The sequence below is a fragment of the Clostridium amylolyticum genome (assembly GCF_900142075.1).
GTDB lineage: Bacteria > Bacillota > Clostridia > Clostridiales > Clostridiaceae > Clostridium_AA > Clostridium_AA amylolyticum.
This window is the reverse complement of the sequence record NZ_FQZO01000015.1, coordinates 1-17,489: the sequence shown is the minus strand read 5'-3', so window position 1 is coordinate 17,489 and position 17,489 is coordinate 1. Positions and strand designations below refer to the sequence as shown.

The following is a 17,489-nucleotide window of genomic DNA, read 5'->3' as shown; positions in this document are numbered from 1 at the left end:
AAATATAATACTTTAGTGCACTAAGCTTAGGGGGGTACCTATGGACTTCTATAATAAAATCAGCATAAATACAGAAAAGCTGAATAAAAATGAACTGGAAATATTAAATTTTTGTATGAAAAATGCTAATAAAATTAAAGAAATGAAAATAAATGATATAGCTGCTCAAACTTTTACATCAGCCGCTTCCATAGTTAGATTTTGCAAAAAACTTGGTTTTTCAGGATTTGCTGAATTTAAAGCAGCAATTACCTTAAATACTGAGGAAAGTAGCAAAGAACATATAGACTATTATCCAGATCTATTTAGTGATATTAACAAGTCTATTGAGCTTATAAATGAACCAATTATCGATGATGTTCTAGAATTAATACATAATGCCAATAGAATTGAATTCTTTGGCGAAGGTTCTTCTAGAATTGTATGCTCTGAAGTTGCTAAGAAATTTAGAACCATTGGCAAAACAGCTTTCAATTATGATGATAATAGTATGATGTATATATCTGCTAACTATTTAACTCCTAAAGATCTTATTTTTGCAGTTTCAATTTCTGGAGAAACATCCCAAATATTAAAAGCATTAAATATAGCTAAAATTAGAGGAGCTAAAATTATTTCTCTAACGGATATTAGCAATAACTCACAGTCAAAATTAGCAGATAAATCTCTTTTTATAACCTCCACCTCTTATAAAAGAGATAATATAAATATTCAATCTAGAATCCAAGCTCTTATAATAGCTGAATATGTGTTTTTTAGATACTTAGAGAAATATTTTTAATAAATTAAAGAAGCCGAATCCCCCAGATTCGGCTTCATAGTGCCCCCTAAGTATTAACTTTAAACTGTTTTACATGCTAACAAAGTTTTCATTCTATTTATATATACTAATAACCCCTTAATTTAAGAACATTTTTTTATAATACTACTATTTAAGTTTATGAATAAATAATCCGCTCCTTAATTTAGGCTCAAACCAGGTAGACTTTGGCGGCATTATTTTTCCTGCATCTGCTATACTCATAAGATCATCTATAGTCGTAGCATACATGGAAAAAGCCACTTTCATTCCATTCTCTACCCTTATCTCTAATTCTTTAAGCCCTCTAATTCCACCAACAAAGTCAATTCTTTTATCCGTTCTAGGATCTTCAATGCCCAGTATAGGAGAAAGAAGATTATTTTGTAATATAGAAACCTCCAACCTCTTTACAGGGTCTTTTGAATCATAAGTACCTTCCTTTGCAGTAAGCTCATACCATTTACCCTCTAAGTACATTCCGTAGGTATGCTTACTTTCAGGCTTATAAGGACCATCTTTTTCATGCATTTTAATATGAAAATTTTCACTTATCTTATGCATAAACTCTTCCGTAGAAAGCCCATTTAAATCCTTAACCACCCTGTTGTAATCCATTACATAAAGGTCCTCATCAGGAAATATTACAGATAAGAAGAAATTAAACTCCTCCTCACCAGTATATGCTGGATTTTCTTTTCTTCTTTTTAAACCTACCTTAACGGCAGATGCTGATCTGTGGTGTCCGTCCGCAATATATAAATAATCCACCCCATGAAATAAACTACTTATCTCATCAATAACTTTTTTATCATCAATAACCCAAACTATATGTGATATTCCATCTTCCGAAGTAAAGTCATATACAGGTGTCCTTTTAGTCCAATTATCTATAATACTTGATATACTTTCCTTATTTCTATAGGTTAAAAATATTGGCCCTGTATTTGCATCACAATAGTCTACATGGTTAAATCGATCTCTCTCTTTATCTTCCCTAGTATGTTCATGCTTTTTAATGATATTATCTAAATAATCATCAATAGAGGTACATCCCACCAATCCAGTTTGTTCTCTACCCTCCATTATCTGTCTGTATATATATAAGCAAGGCTTATTATCCTCTATAAGCACTCCGTCCTCTATCATTCTATAGAGATTATTCCTAGCTTTTTCATATACCTTTTTATTATATATATCTATATTTTTATCTAAATCTATCTCTGCCTTGTCCACATGAAGGAAGGAATATGGATTCCCCAATACCATTTTCCTAGCTTCTTCAGTATTCATTACATCATAAGGAAGTGCTGCTACCTTATGTGCATACTCTTTGGCTGGTCTCACCGCTTTGAAGGGTCTAACTATTGCCATGTCTTGTCCTCCTTAGACATTGTTGTAGCTTGGCAAGAGAGTAATTTGTAATTAACCATTACCATAACTTATTCTCTTGCCTGTTTAATAAGTAATCTTATTAATCAATAAGCTTTTATATAAACACTCTTATTGGTTTTTATAAGCCTTATTTTGCATGAAAATTTTACTTATTAAAGAAGGTTTTTAATATTTGTACTATCTCTTCACCTATTCTTGTTTGAGCTTCTGCAGTAGCAGCTCCGATATGAGGAGTAGCACTTACCTTTGGATGATTAACAAGTTCTAAGTTTTTAGTAGGCTCCTCTTCAAAAACATCTATACCCGCTCCAGCTACCTTTCCGCTTTCTAGCGCAGCTAATAGCGCTTTCTCACTTACTACCTTTCCTCTGGAACAGTTTATAAGATACACTCCATCCTTCATCATGGCAAATTCCTTTTCTCCTATGAGAGTACCCTTTTCCTTATCATAGGGTACATGTAGAGAAATAAAATCTGCTTTACTTATTAATTCTTCCATAGTACAAAACTCATATTCCTCAAAGCCTTCCAACTTTCCACGACGGCTGGTATAAATTACATTCATACCTAAAGCCTTAGCTCTTTTAGCAAGTTCTCTTCCTATCCTTCCGAAGCCTATAATTCCCAGGCTCTTTCCTCCTAATTCTATGCCTTCGTATTTCTTCTTTTCCCACTTTCCTTCTCTCATGGTAACATTAGAAATATGAATAAATCTGGTTAAAGCAAACATGTGACCCAATGCTAACTCTGCCACAGAAGCACTGCTGGCATTGGGAGTATTCATAACTTTAATGCCTTTGCTTTCTGCATAGGCCACATCGATATTGTCTACTCCCACTCCTCCTCTTATTATAAGCTTAAGCTTTCCCCCCATGGCTGCATCTATGATAGGTTCTCTCACCTTTGTAGCTGAACGAACTACAAGAGCATCAAATTCTTTAAGCTTTTCACCTAGAGCCTCCGGCTCATAATGCTGCTCCACCACTTCAAAACCAGCTGTTTTTAAACTTTCCACCCCTGACTTTTCCATACCATCTGTAATTAATACTCTAAACATAATTATATTCAACTCCTAAATTTATAACTTGAGTATATCTTCTATATTAGAAAGAAGTTCTTTAATATCTTCCATTTGCATATCAGCCATATGTGCTATTCTAAAGGTTTTATCCTTAAGCTTGCCATATCCGTTGGAAAGCTGCATGCCTCTAGCGCCTAACTCTTTATTAAGAGCAGCCACATCAATTTCCCTAGTATTTTTTATGTTAGTTAAGGTATTAGACCAGTATCCTTTTTCAGGGAATACTTCAAAATGCTTTTCTGCCCAAGCTCTAACCACTTCTGCCATGGATATATGCCTTGCAAATCTATTTTCTAATCCTTCTTCATTTAATATATAATCAAGCTGATAATCTAAAGCGAACATATGAGATAATGATGGTGTGGATGGATATTGGTAATCCTTCTTTTGAATGTATTTGTAGAGAGCTAAAAGGTCAAGATATACTCCTCTAAAAGGAACCTTTTCTGCTCTTTCCCTGGCTTTTTCTGAGAAAGTACAAATTGCCATTCCTGGAGGAAGTCCTATAGCTTTTTGAGTGGAAGTTATACAGATATCAACGCCAAGCTTGTCTACTTCTATCTTAGTTCCAGCAGCAGAACTTACTGTGTCCAAGCAATAAACAACCTCTGGATATTTTTTCATTACTTCAGCTATTTCATCCACTGGATTCATTATTCCAGTTGAGGTTTCGTTATGAGTTACAGTGATAAGATCATATTTGCCAGTAGATAATACCTCATCGATGAGTTCAGGCTTTGTAGGTTTTCCCCATTCTGCCTCATATAGATCTGCAGGTACATTGTTATATTTCGCCATTTCGTACCATCTGTTACCAAAAGCGCCTACAGAAAATACTGCTGCTCTCTTAGCTGTACAAGATCGTACTGCTCCTTCCATGAGACCACTTCCAGATGTAGTAGACAGAAGTATCTCACTTTCTGTGTAGAAAAGCTTTCTCATGTTGTCACTGATTCTTCTTTGTAGAGCCGAAGCATCCTTGCTTCTATGTCCTATCATAGGTTCAGACATTTTCTTAAGAACCTCGGGCCTAACCTCTACAGGTCCTGGTATAAATAGTTTTTTGTGCATTATGTTACCTCCTACGGTATTTTAAAATTAATGCATGTCTTTCCAAAGCTGAAGTAAATTCTAATAATACCATTTTATCATCTGTTAATAATTTACACAATATTCATTCAAAAAAATATTATGAATTTTCACAATTTTCACATGTTAAATTTATAACTTTTTATAACTTTATCACAAAGCATTGTGATAATACTATTTATAAGTGTTCCTTTTAATCAAACTAAATCTGAAGCTAAGGATCACTTGATTCAAAAATAATATTTTCTTATTAAATTTTAATATGTATATAAAAAAGTGACAAAGTGGAGGTTTAACTCCACTTTGTCACTTATCACGTGCCTGCCACCTCCTAAGTTAAAATTCCGTGAGGGTGGAATTTTTCGGCTGAACTTAGGTGGCTAGGCTAAAGTTATAATGTTATTTATAAAATATATTATCTTACCTTTTCGTCTTTAGTAATAACTCCATCTTCTATGGATAGCACTCTGTCGGCACTGGAGGCTATATTAAGATCGTGGGTTATCACTATTAAGGTTTGATTATATTTTTTAACTGAAAATTTTAATAACTCTAGTATTTCTTTTGAGTTTTTACTATCTAAATTGCCTGTGGGTTCATCGGCCAATATTATTGAGGGCTTGTAGGCAAGAGCTCTTGCTATGGATACCCTCTGCTGCTGCCCTCCAGAAAGTTCTGAGGGCAAGTGATGAAGCCTGTCTTTTAAGCCTAAAATATTTACTATTTCACTTATATATTTATCATCTGGCTCCTTATTATCTAATAAAAGGGGCATAAGCATATTTTCCTCTGCAGTAAGCACTGGAAGAAGGTTATAGAACTGAAATATAAAACCTACATTTCTTCTTCTAAATACAGACAATTCCTTTTCCTTAAGGTTATATATATTTTTTCCGTTAATTATAACTTCTCCACTAGAAGGCTTGTCTATTCCTCCTAGAAGGTGTAGTAGTGTGCTTTTACCTGATCCACTAGGGCCTATTATAGCTGTGAATTCCCCTTCATTAATGGTTAGGTTTATATTTTTAAGGGCTTCTACTTTGGTTTCGTTGCTGCCATAATTTTTACAAAGGTCTAAAGTCTTAACTATTTCCATGGTTATTCCTCCATTTTTATAGTTTCTATTATATTGCTGGTATTTATCTTTTTTAGTGGAGGATAACTAGAAAGTAAAGTAATAATTATTGTACCTACTCCTCCAATAAGCATTCCAATCCAAGGTATTTTATAATCAAAGGTAGACATCATACCAAAAATCTTATACATTATATAGCTTAAGATACTGCCTATTATACTGCCCCAAAAGGCTGCGATAATGCCATAAATCAAACCTTCCATCCATACTTGCCTCTTTACCTGCTGCTGAGACATACCTATGGCTTTAAGGGATGCAAATTCTCTTCTTCTAAGGAGCAAGTTAGTATTTATGGTGTTTAATATATTTAATGATCCTATAAGTACTATAATAGTAACAAAACCATATAAGAAAACACTCATTATCAGTTTGCTCTGCCTATCTCTTTTTGCTCTCTCATAGAAATCTTCCATAGATATTCCTTTGTCATTAGAAATATAACTTTTAAGTTCATCTAAAGCTTTGTTTCTATCTACATTCTCATTTAAAATAATGTTTATTTGACTAAACTTTTCTGTTTCAATAGCTTTAGCATATACCTTTTCTGTGGTTATGAAATTTATAGGATCTTCCCTGCTAATGGTAACAGGAACCGTATCAGCTATAGCTACTATTTTAAATTTATTGCTTTTTGTTATCTCTGGAAACTTCTTTTCTTCATCATAAGACTTCATAATGTTTTGATTAGCATCCAGTATAACTTCATCTCCCACCTTTAAATTAGTAGGATTTATTTTATATATTTTTTCCTCTGAAGGATTATAAACTCTAGAGTCCTGCACCAAGATAATTCCATTAACCTTATTAATTTCATCTTCATTTATCTCACCTTCTATAAGGTGATTTTTAGTGGTTTCTAAAAAATCTTTGTCATATCCATATAAAGAAGCTTGATTAAAATAAACATATTTCTCTCCATGTATATTATAAATAGTATTTAAAACTCTTCTACTTTTTTCAATGTAATCCATGTTAAATTTATTGCTTTGTATAAAAGCAGGAGTATAATTTATGTTTTGCTTATAAGCTTTTCTTATAAACTCCTGAGAATTTAATTTTTTAAGATAATTATCATCAAACCCATTCTTCTCACCGCCACTTTTTCTAAGCTGAAGGTCAAAGATATAATCTACATTGGAAGGGTTAGATCTCATGGTGTAATTCATAAAGGAATTAAAAACTATAAACAGCACTATACTTATAACTAAAGAAGCTACAGTAACAGTAAATCTTCTGCGGTTTCTTCTAATATTTTTATAGGCTAGCTCTCCTTCTACTCCAAATAATTTTCTTATTAAGAAGCTAGATCTCATTCTTTTAAATCTTTCTTTTTTTATGGAACCGGTATTTCTTACCGCTTCTAAAGGTGATATCTTCCCTGCAAGCTTAGCAGGTTTCCTAGCTGAAAAATATATGGTAACTGCCCCTAATATAAAGCTTGTAATTATGACTTTAGCATTAATATACATATCCATACCCTTAAAGGAAGCAAAGCTGGTAGAAGATAATATGTACACCAACACCTTAGAAGCTAGAAGGCCGCTTATTATACCTAGAGGAATTCCAATTAGACTAAGGGTTATAGCCTCTTTAAGCACCATATTTCTCACTTGTTCTGGAGAAGCTCCAATGGATCTTATTATGCCTATTTGCGTTATACGCTCCATAACTGAAATCTGAAAGATATTATATATAACCAATATAGTGGATATAACTACTAACACAACTAGAAAGGCAACTATAAGTGTAAGAGAATCATTTACATTGGCATAAAGTCCCTTACCTTTTAAGGTTAAAAGCCTATTGTTATATTCTATAAGCCTTTCCGGCTCTTCATCATAAAGTTTAAAATCTCTAGCTATTTTCATACCTGTTTCATAGGCAGAATCTATTTTTTTCATGTGAGCATAAATATTATAGTTTTTATTAGCATCATAAGTTTTTTCTTGAGAAGGCAGTGTAATAGCCTTAAATATATATCCATCAGAAAAGTAAAATTGGGACTTTAGTATACCAGTTAAGGTATAACTTCTTTTTTCCACAGGCTTTATAGTCTCATTAGTATCCCAATAATTAGCATCTACTAATTCTTTTCCGCCAGCATCATATCTTTTTACTATATCTAATTCTAGTTTATCTCCTATTTTTAAGTCCTTAGGTAAATATTTAAAGGAATTTTCTTCTAATGCTATTTCATCCTTATTTTTAGGCATCCTTCCATCTTTCATAACTATTGGTAATGTAGATAAAGCATCTTCATCATAGCTTTCAATGCTTAGGTATCTATAATTAGGAGTTTCAGGATTTTTCTTTTTTTCTTCTTCAGTGGTCCTGCCAATTAACCCATTACCTTCTATGCCCACCACTCCAGCTTTATCAAAGTTTGTATGGGATATTACCTGACTTACCTTATTCCCTTTAACCCCTTTAAACTTTATATGATAATTTCCTTGAGTTTCAATTATATTTTTAATTTCATTTTCTCTATAAGAGTTTACTAAAGTACCTATGGAAGTAAAAAGTGCCACAGAAAGAATAATTCCTATGATGGTAAGCACACTTCTTTTTTTCTGTGATTTTAAATACTTATATGCTATTTCACTAAAATGTTTCATAATAACCCCCTAAGAGAAATCCTTAATCATACTTCAATTATAATATTAATACATAAAGCTTACAGATAAATGAAATTTAATCTTACAAATTAGTAAGGAAGGTGCCAGGCACTGTCACGTGTCTGGCACCCCTTATAAAATAAAAACCCTGCAGTATAAACCGCAGGGTATAGATTTCAAGATTCTAGTATTGTCTTCTTGGTCCTCTATTGTTGTTTTGTTGCTTTCTTGCTTTTCTGCAATCAACGCATCTTTGTGGTTCGTTTTCGAATCCTTTTTCTTTATAGAAAGCTTGCTCGCCTTCAGTAAATACGAATTCTTTTCCGCAATCTTTGCAAACTAAATTCTTATCTGCCATTTTAAAATTCCTCCTTTTCTCGAAGATTATAAAGATTTAATGCGGCATAACAATAATCTCTCGAAAAAAGAGGATATGTTGTTCCTGGATTAAATCATATATTGAATTAACAATACGACATAACTATAACATAATTAAATATCATAATCAATAGATTTTTTATTTATTTTACTGGTAAAAACCTATTTTAAGAAAACAATTTCAAACTCAGTTCCAAAGCCTATTTCACTCCTTACATTGATGCTCCCGCCTTGGCTTTCTATGATGGATTTTGAGAGAGCTAGGCCTATTCCTATGCTATCACTTTTAACGGAATTTTTGCCACGGTAAAATCTCTGAAAGATATGAGGTATATCCTCCTTTGGTATTCCATATCCGGTATCAGCGATGATAATACGGGTAAATACAGGTGTATTCTCTAGTTTTATATATATGTTATTACCTTCAGGGGTATGCTCTATACAGTTTTTAATTATGTTGGTATATGCCTCTACCATCCAGTTTTCATCTAATAAAAGCATTATATTGTTATCTTTATTTTCAAATATTATATTTTGATTTTTTTCCTTCCATTTTACTCTTAAGGAATCCACAGCTTTTTCTATAGCTCTGACCACGGGAGTTTCTATATATTCAAATTTGATAGCTCCTGCTTCTAATCTTGCTATTTTTAATAGATTAATTATAAGCCATTCCATGCGAATCAGCTGTGCTCTGCTCCTTAGTAAGAATTCCTCTCTTGTATTTTCATCCTCTATATTGCCCTCTAAAAGTAAATCATTAAAAGCTATTAGAGAAGAAAGGGGCGTTTTTAGCTGATGAGAAATATCAGATAATATGTCTTTTAAAAATATCTTTTCCTTTTTGGAAAGCTCCATGCCTTTTTCTATCCTACTGGCCATTTCATTAAATTGGTGACCTAAAATTGCAAATTCCCCTTCTCTATCATCTTCAAGCTTTATAGAAAAGTCTCCTTCCACAATCTTCTCAGCACTTTTAGACACGGTTCTAATCTTTTTTAGTATTTTTGTATAATCTCTAAAAACCACTAAAAAGGTTACCAGTAATAAAATAAAAATATATATGCCTACATTATTTTTTATATATTTTTCAAAACTTGACACTTCAGGTATCAAGGATACATTCATACTTTTATCATATCCATATTTCTTTAATGCGAGCTGTGCCTTGGTATTAGTTTTAGGAGAAATCTCTTTAGTAAAATAACCTACTATTTCACTTTCCAACTCAGGATGCTTTTCTATAATTGCTCCTGCGATGGATGAATTATGTTCTATAAGCTTCTCTGAAAAACCCTTCAATTGAATATTGAAGAGAAATATTGATAGTACATAAAAGATTACAAATAATATTAGAAATTTTAAAGCTATCCTCTTAACTTCAGGATTTCTATAAATTGAATTCATTCTCACACCTCATACATAAAAAATTTCACCCATGACGATTAATAATTCATCAAGAATTCCATCTATAACCCAAACCTCTTACTGTGGTTATAATATCCGGAGCAGCTGGGTTGTCTTCCACTTTTTCTCTAAGGCGTCTTATGTATACTGATAGAGTATTATCATCTACAAATTCACCTGCAGAGTCCCATAGTTTGTCCAAAATTTGATTTCTAGAAAGAGCAGCATCTCTATTTTGCATAAAAAGTAGTAGCAGCCTATATTCTAAAGCTGTTAATATCATTTCATCTCCATCTTTAAATGCTTTTCCTCTTAATGTATCTATACCTATTCCACGACTTTCTATTACAGCTGTGTTATTAACATTATTGCTAGAATTCCTTCTAAGTACAGCTTTTATTCTGGAAAGCAGTTCCTTTATTCTAAAAGGCTTTGTTATATAATCGTCTCCCCCCATATCTAGACCCATTACTATATTTACCTCTTCATCAAAGGAAGTAAGAAATATTATGGGTATGGAAGAATCTTTCCTTACTTCTTTGCAAAAATCATATCCATTTCCATCTGGAAGCATTACATCCAATAATATAAGGCTAAAGTTATCCTCTAGAAAAATTTCCTTCGCCATTTTAATATTAGGAGCTTTAAAAACCTCAAAGCCCTCATTTTTTAATGTATATTCCAGAGCTACCGTTAACGCGGCATCATCTTCTACCAAAAGTATTTTGGTCATTAAATTCCCCCCATTCCAAACAATACACTTATTAAGCTATTATTCTTTAACCCATAGCTAACCACTCCTAATACCCCACTTCTTCAGGTGGTGGTATAATGAGTGCTAAGCTCATGGATAAGTGATTCTCTATTATGAATTATAAAAATATAAGGTCTAAATCACGTAAATGTAGATTATAAAATATAACTATAAATCCAATGAAAATAAATACAACATTTAACTGTATTATAAACTAATTTATAACATATGTCTTTTCATAATAAATACCTTTTCAAAAAAAATCTCTCCAAGGTAATAACACCTTAAGAGAGATTTATTTCACATGTAATTATAGATTGATAGTGTTTAAGAGTTAAGAGTTTTACCTTAGGTATTACCCTTATTAGAGATTGTATATCTCAGAATATTTATTATTTAAATATTCAACAAAATATTTAGCTGTAAGTTCTTCACCAGTTACCATTTTTATAAGCTCTGCTGGCTTGTATACAGCTCCATGCTTATGGATATTGTCTTTTAGCCAATTATGAATTTCTTTTAGATTGCCTTTTGCTATTTCATCATACATATTTGGCATATCCTTAAGCATCTTATTTAAGAACTGAGCTCCATAAAGGTTACCTAATGCATAACTTGGGAAATATCCAAATAAACCTGATGCCCAATGGGTATCCTGCATAACTCCTTCTGAATAGGTTTCAGCCTCTACACCTAAATACTCTTTATATTTTTCATTCCAAGCTTTAGGGAGCTCCTCTACAGTAACTTCATTATTGATTAAAGCTTTTTCTAGTTCATATCTTATGATTACATGAAGGCTATAAGTTAGCTCATCCGCTTCAGTCCTTATAAGAGATGGCTGTATCACATTTATAGCTTTGTAGAATTCTTCAAAATCTACATTTTCAAACTGAGAAAATGTCTTTTTAGCCTCTGGGAAGAAAAACTGCCAAAAAGCTCTACTTCTTCCTATAATATTCTCATAAAATCTTGACTGGGATTCATGTATTCCCATGGAAGCACCAGAAGCAAGCCCTGTTCCCTTAAGTTCATCGGGAATATCTTGCTCATATATAGCATGTCCACCTTCGTGTATAGTGCTGAACAATGCGCTTCTAAATTCATTCTTTAAATATTTAGTTGTTATTCTTACATCCTTGTTTCCAAAGTTAGTGGTAAAAGGATGAACACTTTCATCTAATCTGCCAGCTTCAAAATCAAAGCCCATTTTGTCTAGAACAAACAATGAAAATTCTTCTTGCTCCTTTGTGGTAAAGTTCTTTTTAAAGAAACTGTCATCTATTTTTACGCTGCTATTTTTTATTTTATTTAAAAGCTCTACTATCGAATCTCTAAGATCAGAAAAAATCTTATCCAGTTTTTCCACAGTAATACCTGGCTCGTAGATATCTAGCATAGTGTTGTATTTATTGCCTTCATATCCGTAGTGTTCCACCAGTTCCTTTTGAAAATCTATAACCTTTTTTAAATGAGGCTTAAAGCTTTCAAAATCATTTTTATCCTTAGCTTCTTCCCAAGCTGCTTCTGAATTTGAAACTACTTGAGCATAGGCAACAGCTCTATCTTCAGGTACCTTTTTAGTGAGATCATAATTTTTCTTAGCGTTTTCCACCATAGATTTTTCTATAGCATTAAGCTCTTTAGAGTCTATAAGTGCATCTATAAACTCCTTCATTTTATCTGAGGTTTGAAGTTTATAAATCTCACCAGTAAGGAAAGCAAGCATTTCTCCTCTATCAGCCATAGCTTTTCTTGGAGCTCCCACTCTCATATCCCATTGAATAAGAGCAGAGGCCCCCATAAGATGCTCTAACTTTCTCATATGGCTTTTCATATCTCGAACCTTTACATTTACTTCGCTCATCTTTTTACCTCCTAAAAATTTATATGTTTATTTTTAATATTTCTCTGCTTACGATTTAATGGAGAAACCATACTCCCATGACTTAACTACACATTTTTCTTCTCTGATTTTTTATACTTTAATCTAGAAACAATACTGACTCCGTCTCTCTGCAATATTTCACCACTATACACTGTCCAAAATTTCTAGGACATCTTCTACATAAACAGTCTTTGGCGGTACCATCACAGGTTTTATTAAATTCAGGACAGTATTTGCAATTATCTCCTTCTGACTTCATATATACTCCTTCTTTTGTGTTTATAGGTTTTTATCTTCCTCAAATTTTTCTCTATAGTTTACCATTAAGCTACCTAAAATATCTCCTATGGCTGGAGGTGTATAGGTGATAGCATTGGCCCCTGCCTCTATAGTCTCTCTTATGCTGTCCTCAGTAGGTCCTCCTGTAGCAATAATAGGAAACTCGGGATACTGTTTTCTTATATTTCTAACTATCTTTGCGGTGTTTTTTGCACCAGATACGTTAAATATAGTAGTTCCTGCTTCTATTCTAGCAGGTATGTCTTCACAGTCTGACACTACAGTTACTATGATAGGTATATCTATAGTCTCTCTCATTTTCCTTATCACTTCATTAGGTGTAGGATTGTTTACCACTACTCCCATAGCTCCTTTGAATTCAGCATCTAAGGCTAGGTTAACCACCCTTTTACCTTGGGTTATGCCTCCACCAACTCCACAAAAAACTGGTACATCTGCAGCCATAACTAAAGCTTCAGTTATAACTGGCTGAGGTGTAAAAGGATAAACAGCTATTATTGCATCTGCATTAGTATTTCTTATTATAGCCACGTCTGTAGTAAATAAAAAGGACTTTAGTCTCTTTCCAAATATCTTTATACCACTAGCGCTTCTTATCACCTGGGGAACTTCAATCATATGGCTTCTTAAGGTTCCTTTTATCTCTGGTACATACTTTATTTCTTTTATTCTTTGTTCATCCATAATAATGCCTCCTATCAGATTTTTCCACTTAAATATAATTATATATTTTATAAGGGAATTATTAAATAGATAATACCCCATAATAAAAATTAAATTTTGTTATTAATTGTTTTACGCAATAATTAAATTATTTTAATAAAAATTAAAAATATTGCTTGAATTTAGTAATAATTATAATATAACATAGTAATATAAACTTTATATGAAAAGGAGAAAATTATGAAAAGGAGACTTTATCCTGCATATCAAGTTCACATAGTCATATTTCTAGCATTCTTAATTACAGGTTTTATTATGAATTCCCCTTCTGAGATAATAGGAGGAATAAAAAGTATAATATTAAACTCTGATATACTTATCACCGACTATGTAGAAATCGCTGGAGTAGGACCTACATTAGTAAATTCTGGCTTGCTTAGCTTAATGATAATAGCCTTCTATATATATCATGGAATAAAACCCAACGGCTCCACCATAATGTCTATATGGCTTACCGCTGGATTTGCTTTTTTTGGGAAAAATATATTAAATATATGGCCAGTAATCCTTGGAGTGTGGCTATATTCAAAATATAAGAAAGAATCTTTTATAAATTATATATTAATTGCAGTATTAGGCACTACTTTGTCCCCTGCTGTAAGCCAATTATCTTTTCAAAATATATTTCCTATTAATATTGGTGTGTTAATTGGTGTTATTATAGGCATATTCATAGGTTTTATACTCCCACCTTTAGCATCTAGCTGTATAAAGATACATCAAGGATATAATCTATATAATATAGGTTTTGCTGGAGGCTTGATAGCCATGATACTCATGTCCTTATACAGGATATTGGGCATAGAATTTGAAAAAAGGTTTATTTGGAATACAGGAAATAACCTGTTCTTTTCCATATTTTTATTGGGAATTTCACTATTTCTTATTATATATGGTATTATAAACAATGGGAAAAGCTTAAAAAATCTTAAGGCCATCCACGGTCATACTGGAAGACTAATAAGCGATTATTTCCTTCTATATGATAATGCAGCCTTTATAAATATGGGTATACTAGGAATCTTCTCTACCTTATATGTAATTGTTGTAGGAGGAGATTTAAACGGGCCTACTATAAGCGGAATCTTTAGTATTATAGGCTTTGGGGCATTTGGTAAGCATCTTTTTAATATAATACCTGTAATGATAGGAGCTATCCTTTCAGCATTTCTTAATATCTGGCAGCTTAATTCTCCTAATATGCTTCTTACCACTTTATTTAGTACTGGTTTAGCTCCTATAGCTGGTCAATTTGGCTGGCCCATAGGCATACTAGCTGGTTTTCTCCATGTGGCAGTAGCCATGAACATCGGTTACTTACATGGAGGATTAAACTTGTACAACAATGGATTTGCGGCGGGTTTTGTTGCCATGATACTAGTGCCTATAATAAGAGGATTTGGAAAAGGAGAATAAAATGAAGAAAAAAACTGCACTAAAACCTGTAGATCAAGTTAATTTAAAAATACTAAATGAACTTATAAACTTCTGTATGCATCATGGAGGTTCTCATATAAGCATGACCATGAAGAATTATGAACATGAAATGGTGATAGAAGTTTCCACAGAAATATCTAATATGGATGATGAGGTTATTACTACCCTTAGAAAATATTTAAATACTCCAAGACAACATGAAGTAGAGAGCTACTACTGGGAGCTTAGCGGGGAAGATGATAATGACAGCGAATTAACCCTAGTGGGAATGATGTCAGATGAGGCTGAAGTTAATTACCAAAATGATAATTTATATATAAAAGTTATAAGAAAAAAATAAGCTCCAATATTTGGAGCTTATTAAATTTCACATCTATAAGCGTTTTTTCCCTTATATCCCATTTCATTTAAAACGGCCATAACAACCTTCTTACCCACTTCATCTTCTTCCATCTGGCATAAGGCATCTTCTATATTCACCCACTCTGCCCCCTCAACCTCAGGAGACTTTGTTATCTCTCCAGATTCATAGTATCCCATATAAGTGAGCATAAGTAGTTCTTTATCTGCTAAACAGCTGCTTCCTAGGTATTTAATATCTTTTATTTCTATACCAGTTTCTTCTTTAACTTCTCTATATACCGTTTCTTCCACAGTTTCACCATTAGATACATAGCCGGAAATTAAAACCTTAGAATTTTTAAATATATAACTTTGTTTTAAAAGTAATATATCTTCACCTTTAACCACCGCTACTACTACAGTAGGCTTTGGAAGGTCAAAATACAATATTTTGTCGTATTCACAGTAAGGTACATTACCTTCATCATAACTGAATCTTTCTTTTAGTTCTTTTCCACATAACGGACAAAATCTATACCTCATTGTTATTCCCCCTATAGAAGCAAAATAAGCTGCTAATTAATATTTTAGCATATGGATAAATTCATTACTACAGTAAGATTTCTATCTCCTGATGCAATGTAATAGAATCCCTGGTAACCTTAGAATTAAAGGCAAATACATCCACTCCATTATCATAGGCATATCTTAAAGCCTCCCCAAAGTCTGGATCCATTTCATCATGAGGAGTGAAGGTTGAAGCTTCTTCCATCTGAATTAAAAATAAAACTCCTGCACCTCTGCCAGACTTTTTTACATCTACAAGTTCTCTAAGATGTCTTGCTCCCCTTATGGTAGGGGCATCAGGAAATTTAGCTAAGCCATTTAATTCATAGGTAACACCCTTAACTTCGAGAAAATATTCCTGAGGAATAAGACAGGAATCATCATAAGGTTCCATTGATAATTTAAAATCAAATCTACTGCTTCCAAATACCTTTTCTCTGAGTATAATATTGTACATGTCTAATAACTTTACTTTTTTATTAATTAATGCTTCTTCTACTACCTTATTAGGTATTTGAGAATCAATATTTATAAGTTTACCTTCTTTATATCCTGCAATAAGATCATAACCTGTTTTTCTGGTAGGATTAAGCTCTTCTCTTAATAACACTTCTGTACCTGGAATTAGAATTTCTCTACATCTCCCGGTATTAGGAACATGTACCATGATTTCCTTACCCTCTACTTCTATATACGCTTGAAATCTATTGGGTCTTTCAATAAATTTTGCACTAATAATATTCTTATTCATATACATGTGATTTTCTCCTTGTTTATTATAGTTATACACATTATCCACAGTTTTTATCCACAGTTTTGTGAATATCTGTTTATATCATCATTTGTTTATATTTAATTATTCTTAAATTTTTTAAGATTAATTAAATAAATTTTGTAAACACTGGTAAATGAATTCTCTAGAATAATATACCTTATCCACTTTTAGTCACAGTTTTATCAACATTATCCACAGTGCTTATACACAATTTACACAATTTAATGGTTTTAAAGGGTTTACGCTGTTGATAACTTATATAACAGATGATATTTATGAATAAACTATTAACGAAATATTAATGACATATTGTTATATAAAATATCAAAGATTTTATTTCTTTTAAAATATGCTTATTAACTTTAAAAATTTTGTTAATAAAAAAAACTGCTCAGTATGAGCAGCTTTATGTGAATAATTATGACATTGTAAATAGCTATATTAAATATATTATCAGTAATATATTATCTGGGAATGCTATAAAGCACTCCCAGTTATATAGAAATTAAATGGTGACCCCTAGGAGAATCGAACTCCTGTTACCACCGTGAAAGGGTGGTGTCTTAACCGCTTGACCAAGGGGCCATGTTATTCTATATGGCTCACACAACAGTCACCTGAATAAATATTATATAGCACATCTTAAAACCTACAATTAAAAAGGCTGCCGGCAATTTACTATGTCAGCAGTCTCTCATTGTACAGATGTACCTGGCGACGTCCTACTCTCCCACACAGTCTCCCGTGCAGTACCATCGGCCCTATGAAGCTTAACCTTCGTGTTCGGAATGGGAACGGGTGTTA

At 32.6% G+C, this 17,489-nt stretch carries 16 protein-coding genes, 1 tRNA gene and 1 rRNA gene; 3 read left to right on the top strand and 15 right to left on the bottom strand.

Going from position 1 to position 17,489, the window contains the following annotated elements; translation table 11 throughout:
* The first annotated feature begins 40 nt into the window (after positions 1-40).
* Positions 41-781, top strand: a complete 741-nt coding sequence (locus tag BUA82_RS19805; RefSeq protein ID WP_073012754.1) for a MurR/RpiR family transcriptional regulator — start codon at positions 41-43, stop codon at positions 779-781.
* Positions 782-928: 147 nt separating this feature from the next.
* On the opposite strand, the gene BUA82_RS19800 is transcribed toward BUA82_RS19805, so the two are convergent.
* From BUA82_RS19800 to BUA82_RS19755, 11 genes are all read right to left on the bottom strand, one after another.
* Entirely contained in the window at positions 929-2,173 is a 1,245-nt protein-coding gene (locus tag BUA82_RS19800; RefSeq protein ID WP_073012752.1) for a DUF1015 domain-containing protein, read from the bottom strand.
* Positions 2,174-2,339: 166 nt separating this feature from the next.
* Positions 2,340-3,251, bottom strand: coding sequence for a D-2-hydroxyacid dehydrogenase (locus BUA82_RS19795; protein WP_073012750.1), 912 nt, complete (start codon positions 3,249-3,251; stop codon positions 2,340-2,342).
* Between the two features lie 21 nt (positions 3,252-3,272).
* On the bottom strand, positions 3,273-4,346 hold the full coding sequence (locus BUA82_RS19790; RefSeq protein WP_073012748.1) for a pyridoxal-phosphate-dependent aminotransferase family protein: 1,074 nt from the start codon (positions 4,344-4,346) through the stop codon (positions 3,273-3,275).
* A 433-nt stretch (positions 4,347-4,779) separates the two neighbouring features.
* Positions 4,780-5,460: an ABC transporter ATP-binding protein gene (locus tag BUA82_RS19785; protein WP_073012745.1), complete on the bottom strand. Its 681-nt coding sequence runs from the start codon at positions 5,458-5,460 to the stop codon at positions 4,780-4,782.
* Positions 5,461-5,462: 2 nt separating this feature from the next.
* Positions 5,463-8,114 (bottom strand): ABC transporter permease, encoded by a 2,652-nt coding sequence (locus BUA82_RS19780; protein ID WP_073012742.1) that lies wholly within the window; start codon positions 8,112-8,114, stop codon positions 5,463-5,465.
* Positions 8,115-8,298: 184 nt separating this feature from the next.
* The gene (locus BUA82_RS19775; RefSeq protein ID WP_073012739.1) at positions 8,299-8,472 is read right to left on the bottom strand and encodes a zinc-ribbon domain-containing protein; all 174 of its coding nucleotides are present in this window, start codon (positions 8,470-8,472) and stop codon (positions 8,299-8,301) included.
* A gap of 182 nt (positions 8,473-8,654) precedes the next feature.
* Entirely contained in the window at positions 8,655-9,899 is a 1,245-nt protein-coding gene (locus BUA82_RS19770) for a HAMP domain-containing sensor histidine kinase (protein WP_073012736.1), read from the bottom strand.
* 49 nt (positions 9,900-9,948) lie between these two features.
* A complete protein-coding gene (locus tag BUA82_RS19765; protein WP_073012733.1) occupies positions 9,949-10,632 on the bottom strand; it encodes a response regulator transcription factor in 684 nt (227 codons plus the stop codon).
* Between the two features lie 385 nt (positions 10,633-11,017).
* Positions 11,018-12,520, bottom strand: a complete 1,503-nt coding sequence (locus BUA82_RS19760; protein ID WP_073012730.1) for a carboxypeptidase M32 — start codon at positions 12,518-12,520, stop codon at positions 11,018-11,020.
* 118 nt (positions 12,521-12,638) lie between these two features.
* A complete protein-coding gene (locus BUA82_RS20875) occupies positions 12,639-12,800 on the bottom strand; it encodes a hypothetical protein (RefSeq protein ID WP_178140790.1) in 162 nt (53 codons plus the stop codon).
* A gap of 20 nt (positions 12,801-12,820) precedes the next feature.
* Positions 12,821-13,525 carry a beta/alpha barrel domain-containing protein gene (locus BUA82_RS19755; protein WP_073012726.1) on the bottom strand — a complete coding sequence of 235 codons (705 nt, stop codon included), beginning with the start codon at positions 13,523-13,525 and terminating at the stop codon, positions 12,821-12,823.
* Between the two features lie 219 nt (positions 13,526-13,744).
* On the opposite strand from BUA82_RS19755, the gene BUA82_RS19750 reads away from it, so the two are divergent.
* Positions 13,745-14,980, top strand: a complete 1,236-nt coding sequence (locus BUA82_RS19750) for a DUF1576 domain-containing protein (RefSeq protein WP_073012722.1) — start codon at positions 13,745-13,747, stop codon at positions 14,978-14,980.
* A gap of 1 nt (position 14,981) precedes the next feature.
* Positions 14,982-15,341: a hypothetical protein gene (locus BUA82_RS19745; RefSeq protein WP_073012719.1), complete on the top strand. Its 360-nt coding sequence runs from the start codon at positions 14,982-14,984 to the stop codon at positions 15,339-15,341.
* A gap of 20 nt (positions 15,342-15,361) precedes the next feature.
* Here BUA82_RS19745 and BUA82_RS19740 read toward each other — a convergent pair whose 3' ends face one another.
* The 4 genes from BUA82_RS19740 to rrf all read right to left on the bottom strand — a co-directional run.
* Positions 15,362-15,886 (bottom strand): NAD(+) diphosphatase, encoded by a 525-nt coding sequence (locus tag BUA82_RS19740; RefSeq protein ID WP_073012716.1) that lies wholly within the window; start codon positions 15,884-15,886, stop codon positions 15,362-15,364.
* 67 nt (positions 15,887-15,953) lie between these two features.
* A complete protein-coding gene (sfsA, locus tag BUA82_RS19735; protein ID WP_073012713.1) occupies positions 15,954-16,667 on the bottom strand; it encodes a DNA/RNA nuclease SfsA in 714 nt (237 codons plus the stop codon).
* 528 nt (positions 16,668-17,195) lie between these two features.
* Positions 17,196-17,270, bottom strand: a tRNA-Glu gene (locus BUA82_RS19730).
* Between the two features lie 124 nt (positions 17,271-17,394).
* Positions 17,395-17,489 (bottom strand): 5S ribosomal RNA (gene rrf, locus BUA82_RS19725); the annotation flags it as partial.

Bases quoted from the DNA above. Each gene is read 5' to 3' on its own strand.
- BUA82_RS19805 (WP_073012754.1), top strand. From the start codon at position 41: ATGGACTTCTATAATAAAATCAGCATAAATACAGAAAAGCTGAATAAA.
- BUA82_RS19800 (WP_073012752.1), bottom strand. From the start codon at position 2,173: ATGGCAATAGTTAGACCCTTCAAAGCGGTGAGACCAGCCAAAGAGTAT.
- BUA82_RS19795 (WP_073012750.1), bottom strand. From the start codon at position 3,251: ATGTTTAGAGTATTAATTACAGATGGTATGGAAAAGTCAGGGGTGGAA.
- BUA82_RS19790 (WP_073012748.1), bottom strand. From the start codon at position 4,346: ATGCACAAAAAACTATTTATACCAGGACCTGTAGAGGTTAGGCCCGAG.
- BUA82_RS19785 (WP_073012745.1), bottom strand. From the start codon at position 5,460: ATGGAAATAGTTAAGACTTTAGACCTTTGTAAAAATTATGGCAGCAAC.
- BUA82_RS19780 (WP_073012742.1), bottom strand. From the start codon at position 8,114: ATGAAACATTTTAGTGAAATAGCATATAAGTATTTAAAATCACAGAAA.
- BUA82_RS19775 (WP_073012739.1), bottom strand. From the start codon at position 8,472: ATGGCAGATAAGAATTTAGTTTGCAAAGATTGCGGAAAAGAATTCGTA.
- BUA82_RS19770 (WP_073012736.1), bottom strand. From the start codon at position 9,899: ATGAATTCAATTTATAGAAATCCTGAAGTTAAGAGGATAGCTTTAAAA.
- BUA82_RS19765 (WP_073012733.1), bottom strand. From the start codon at position 10,632: ATGACCAAAATACTTTTGGTAGAAGATGATGCCGCGTTAACGGTAGCT.
- BUA82_RS19760 (WP_073012730.1), bottom strand. From the start codon at position 12,520: ATGAGCGAAGTAAATGTAAAGGTTCGAGATATGAAAAGCCATATGAGA.
- BUA82_RS20875 (WP_178140790.1), bottom strand. From the start codon at position 12,800: ATGAAGTCAGAAGGAGATAATTGCAAATACTGTCCTGAATTTAATAAA.
- BUA82_RS19755 (WP_073012726.1), bottom strand. From the start codon at position 13,525: ATGGATGAACAAAGAATAAAAGAAATAAAGTATGTACCAGAGATAAAA.
- BUA82_RS19750 (WP_073012722.1), top strand. From the start codon at position 13,745: ATGAAAAGGAGACTTTATCCTGCATATCAAGTTCACATAGTCATATTT.
- BUA82_RS19745 (WP_073012719.1), top strand. From the start codon at position 14,982: ATGAAGAAAAAAACTGCACTAAAACCTGTAGATCAAGTTAATTTAAAA.
- BUA82_RS19740 (WP_073012716.1), bottom strand. From the start codon at position 15,886: ATGAGGTATAGATTTTGTCCGTTATGTGGAAAAGAACTAAAAGAAAGA.
- sfsA (WP_073012713.1), bottom strand. From the start codon at position 16,667: ATGTATATGAATAAGAATATTATTAGTGCAAAATTTATTGAAAGACCC.